This window comes from bacterium (genome assembly GCA_036524115.1).
Classification (GTDB): domain Bacteria; phylum JAUVQV01; class JAUVQV01; order JAUVQV01; family DATDCY01; genus DATDCY01.
In genome coordinates, this window is the sequence record DATDCY010000204.1 from 1 (window position 1) to 3,811 (window position 3,811).

The following is a 3,811-nucleotide window of genomic DNA, read 5'->3' on the forward strand; positions in this document are numbered from 1 at the left end:
GCGGGTTGGCGCGGCGGGCGCCGCCCGGCCGGAGCCGGCACCTGCAGCCGCCGTGGCAGCGGGAGCCGCAGCCGGCGCCGTGGCCTGCCGCCCCTCCATCAAGGCCTTGATCTGCACGCGCGTCAGCGGCCCGCGCAGGTACGACATCGCCCAGCGGCTCTCGAAGACCACCGGCGCGTCCTCGTGCACGTTGTGCATCAGGAAGACGCGGTTGCCCAGCGCCGCGAGCGTGCGCTCCATCGCCCCGCGGTCGAATCGCGCGCCGCCCGCCGCGCCCTCGAGCCCCTCGAGCACGCGCTCCTTGTCGCGCTCGGTCTGCAGCCGCCCGATCAGCCACGTGCCGGTGTTGGCGAGGCCCTTGTAGTCCAGGTCAACGGGATTCTGCGTCGCGAGCACCACCCCGAGCCCGAAGGCGCGCGCCTGCTTGAGCAGCGAGAGCAGCGGCAGCTTCGACGGCGGGTTCGCCACCGGCGGGAAGTAGCCGAAGATCTCGTCCATGTACAGCAGGGCCCGCAGACTGGTCGTGCCGGACTGCGCGCGCATCCAGCCGAGCGTCTGCGTCAGCAGCAGCGAGACGAAGAACATCCGCTCCGCGTCGGAGAGGTGCGCGATGGAGACGACCGCCACGCGCGGCTTTCCCTCCGGCGTCCAGAGCAGCCGCCCCACGTCGAGCGCCTCGCCCTCGAGCCACGCGGAAGAGCCCGGGGAGGCGAGCAGGTTGTTGAGCGTCATCGCCAGCCCGAAGCGCTCCTTCGACGGGAAGAACGACTCGAGGTCGAAGACGCCGACGCGCTGCACCGGCGGCGACTGGATCTGCTGGATCACGCCCGCGAGGTCCAGGTCCTGCCCCTGCCGCCAGGCGTTCTCGAGGATCGTCGAGAGCAGGATGTGCTCGCGGCTCTTCACGGGATCGGCGTCGACGCCCACGAGCGCCAGCAGGCTCGTGGCCGTGGCCGCCACGCGCTCGCGCCGCGCGTCCCCGTCCTCGAGCACGGCCTTCTCCGGCGCCTGGAAGGACTTGAGGATCGACAGCGGGATGCCCGCGGTGCTCCCCGGCGTGTAGATGGCGAAATCGGCGGCCGCGCGCAGCCGGCGGATGCGCTCCCCGTCCTGCCCCCACTCGGCCAGCCCCTTCTTCCAGAGCGCCGCCTGGGCCTCGGCGTACTCCGCCGGGGCGACGCCCTTGCGGCGCGCGTCCTCCTCGTTGACCCACGGCGCGAAGTCGGCGCCGCGCAGCTCGGGGAACGTGAGCAGCAGGTTGCCGAGGTCGCCTTTCGGGTCGATGACGAGCGCGGGTACCCCGTCGATCGCCGCCTCTTCGAGCAGCGCGATGCACAGCCCGGTCTTGCCGCTGCCGGTCATGCCCACGCAGACCGCGTGCGTCACGAGATCGCGCGAGTCGTAGAGGACGAGGTCCTCCTGACGCTTCCTCGCCGCGAGGTCGTACTCCTTCCCGAGGTAGAACACGCCGAGCTTCTCGAAGTCCTGCATGGGGCGCCTCCCTGCCCGCGTCCTCGCGGTCGCGCACCATTCTCGCGCCGCCGCTGCCCCCGCGCAACCGTGTGACAACGGACCCGGCCTGGTGTACGCTCGTTCCGTGCCGCCCGACAGCCCCGATCACGGCGGAGGAAGCCAATGTATCTCGAACACTTCGGCCTGCGCGAGTTCCCCTTCTCGCTCGCGCCCGACCCGCGCTACCTCTACCTGAGCGCGCAGCACCGCGAGGCGCTCGCCCACCTGCTCTATGGCGTGCAGCACGAGGGCGGCTTCGTTCAGCTCACCGGCGAGGTCGGCACCGGCAAGACGACGGTCTGCCGCTGCTTCCTCGAGCAGCTGCCGGCGAAGACCCGCGCCGCCGTGGTCCTCAACCCGGGGCTGACCGCGGCCGAGCTGCTCGCGACCATCTGCGACGAGTTCGAGATCCCGCGACCGGAGGGGACGCCGAGCCTCAAGACGTCGCTCGACCTGATCAACCGCTTCCTGATGGACGCCCACGCCGCGGGCGAGCGCGCGGTGGTCGTCATCGACGAGGCACAGAACCTCGACCCGGACGTGCTCGAGCAGCTGCGCCTGCTCACCAATCTCGAGACGAGTCGCCACAAGCTGCTGCAGATCATCCTCATGGGCCAGCCCGAGCTGCGCGCCACCCTCGCGCGCCCGGACCTGCGCCAGCTCGCCCAGCGCATCACCGCCCGGTTCCACATCCGCCCGCTGACGCGCGAGGAGACCGCCGCGTACGTCCGCCATCGCCTCGGCGTTGCCGGCTGCCACGCGGAGCTGTTCCCGCCGGAGGTGATCCGGCGGCTGCACGGGTTGAGCCGCGGGGTGCCCCGGCTGATCAACATCCTCTGCGATCGGGCGTTGCTCGGCGCGTACGCGCAGGGCAGGCACCAGGTGGACCGCGCGACGCTCGTGCAGGCGGCGCGGGAGGTCGCCGGCAAGACGTGGCAGGAGCGGCTCCCGTTGCGGGCGCTGGCGTTCACCGCGGCCGGCTGCGCGCTCGTCGTCGCGCTCTGGCTGGCCGTGGGGGCGCGTCAGGAGCCGGAGCCCGTTCGCTCGCTGCTGCCGTCGCCCCAATCCGCTCCGGCCCCGGCCCCCGCGCCGTCCGTTGCACCGGCGCCGCCCGCTGCTCCCGCGGCCGGTTCGGTCGCTTCCCCCGCCGTGGCGCCTGCGACACCGCCTCCAGCCGGCCCGGTCGCGGTCGGTGCCACCACGACGGCGGGATCTCCGGCCAAATCCCCTGCGGCCCCGCCGCCCGCGGCGCCTGCGGTGGTCGCCGCCCCGGCGCCCGCGGCCGCCCCCGTGGCCCCGCTCTCGCTTCAGGCGCTGCTCGAGCAGCCTGCGGCGGAGCGCGAGCAGGAGGCCTGGCGCTGGCTCTATCGGCTCTGGGGAGTCCGGGCGCGGGAGGAGGACGGAGGCTGCGCGCAGGCGCTCGTGTACGGCCTGGACTGCCTGCGCGGCGCCGGCGGCCTGCAGCAGCTGCGGCTGCTGGACCGGCCCGCCGTCATCCGTGTCCATGGCGCGGCGGGGGCGTCGCGCTGGCTGGTCCTCGAGCGGCTGCGCGCCGGCGAAGCGACACTCGCCGCCGGCGGGGCGCGCGCCACCGTCGCGGCCGCCGCGCTCGAGGGCTTCGGGATCCGGGACTTTGCACTGTTGTGGCGGCCGCCAGCGCAGACGGGCGGCGCCCTCGGGACCGGGGACACCGGGGCGGGCGTCGCCTGGCTCGCGCAACGGCTCGACGCCGTCCTCGGTGCGCCTGGCGGCAGCGCGCCGGTGGAGGTCTTCGACGCGGCGCTGACCGAGCGCGTGCGCGACTACCAGCGCTCGCGCAACCTCGGGATCGACGGGGTCGCCGGGCCCGTCGTGCTGCTGTCGCTCGATTCGGACCCGGGGCCGGGGACGCCGACGCTCGGGACGGAAGGCGGAGGGCCGTAGCCGATGTCCTACATCCTCGATGCGCTGAAGAAGTCCGAGCAGAAGCGGCCGCCGGGGCAGGTCCCGGACGTCTTCACGGTGCAGGGGCCCCAGCCCGCCGGGAAGTCGCGGTGGTCGTTGGTGGGCGTCGCCGGTGCGGCCGCGGTCATCGGTGCGGCCGTCGTCATCGTCGGCTGGGCGTGGCGCAGCGGCAGGGAAACGCCCGAGCAGGCGCCGCCGGCGCCCGCGGCAACGACGACCGCATCGGGCGCGAAGACCACTGCGCCCGCGGCGCGAGGTGTGGCGTCGCAGGGGCGAGCGCACGCTCCCGCGCGGGGCGACGCGTCGACCGCGCCGCCAATTGCGTCCACGCCGGCGCGCGTGTCGCCGGCCCCCG

The 3,811-nt window shown here is 74.1% G+C and carries 3 protein-coding genes; 1 reads left to right on the forward strand and 2 read right to left on the reverse strand.

Going from position 1 to position 3,811, the window contains the following annotated elements; translation table 11 throughout:
- The coding region (locus VI078_09785) for a DUF87 domain-containing protein (GenBank protein ID HEY5999572.1) at positions 1-1,491 on the reverse strand (1,491 nt) is incomplete at its 3' end.
- A 144-nt stretch (positions 1,492-1,635) separates the two neighbouring features.
- Here VI078_09785 and VI078_09790 point away from each other — a divergent pair.
- Complete coding sequence (locus VI078_09790) at positions 1,636-3,435, forward strand: AAA family ATPase (protein ID HEY5999573.1); 1,800 nt, start codon at positions 1,636-1,638, stop codon at positions 3,433-3,435.
- An 8-nt stretch (positions 3,436-3,443) separates the two neighbouring features.
- On the opposite strand, the gene VI078_09795 is transcribed toward VI078_09790, so the two are convergent.
- Positions 3,444-3,811 (reverse strand): hypothetical protein (locus tag VI078_09795; protein ID HEY5999574.1); only part of this gene is annotated, 368 nt, incomplete at its 5' end.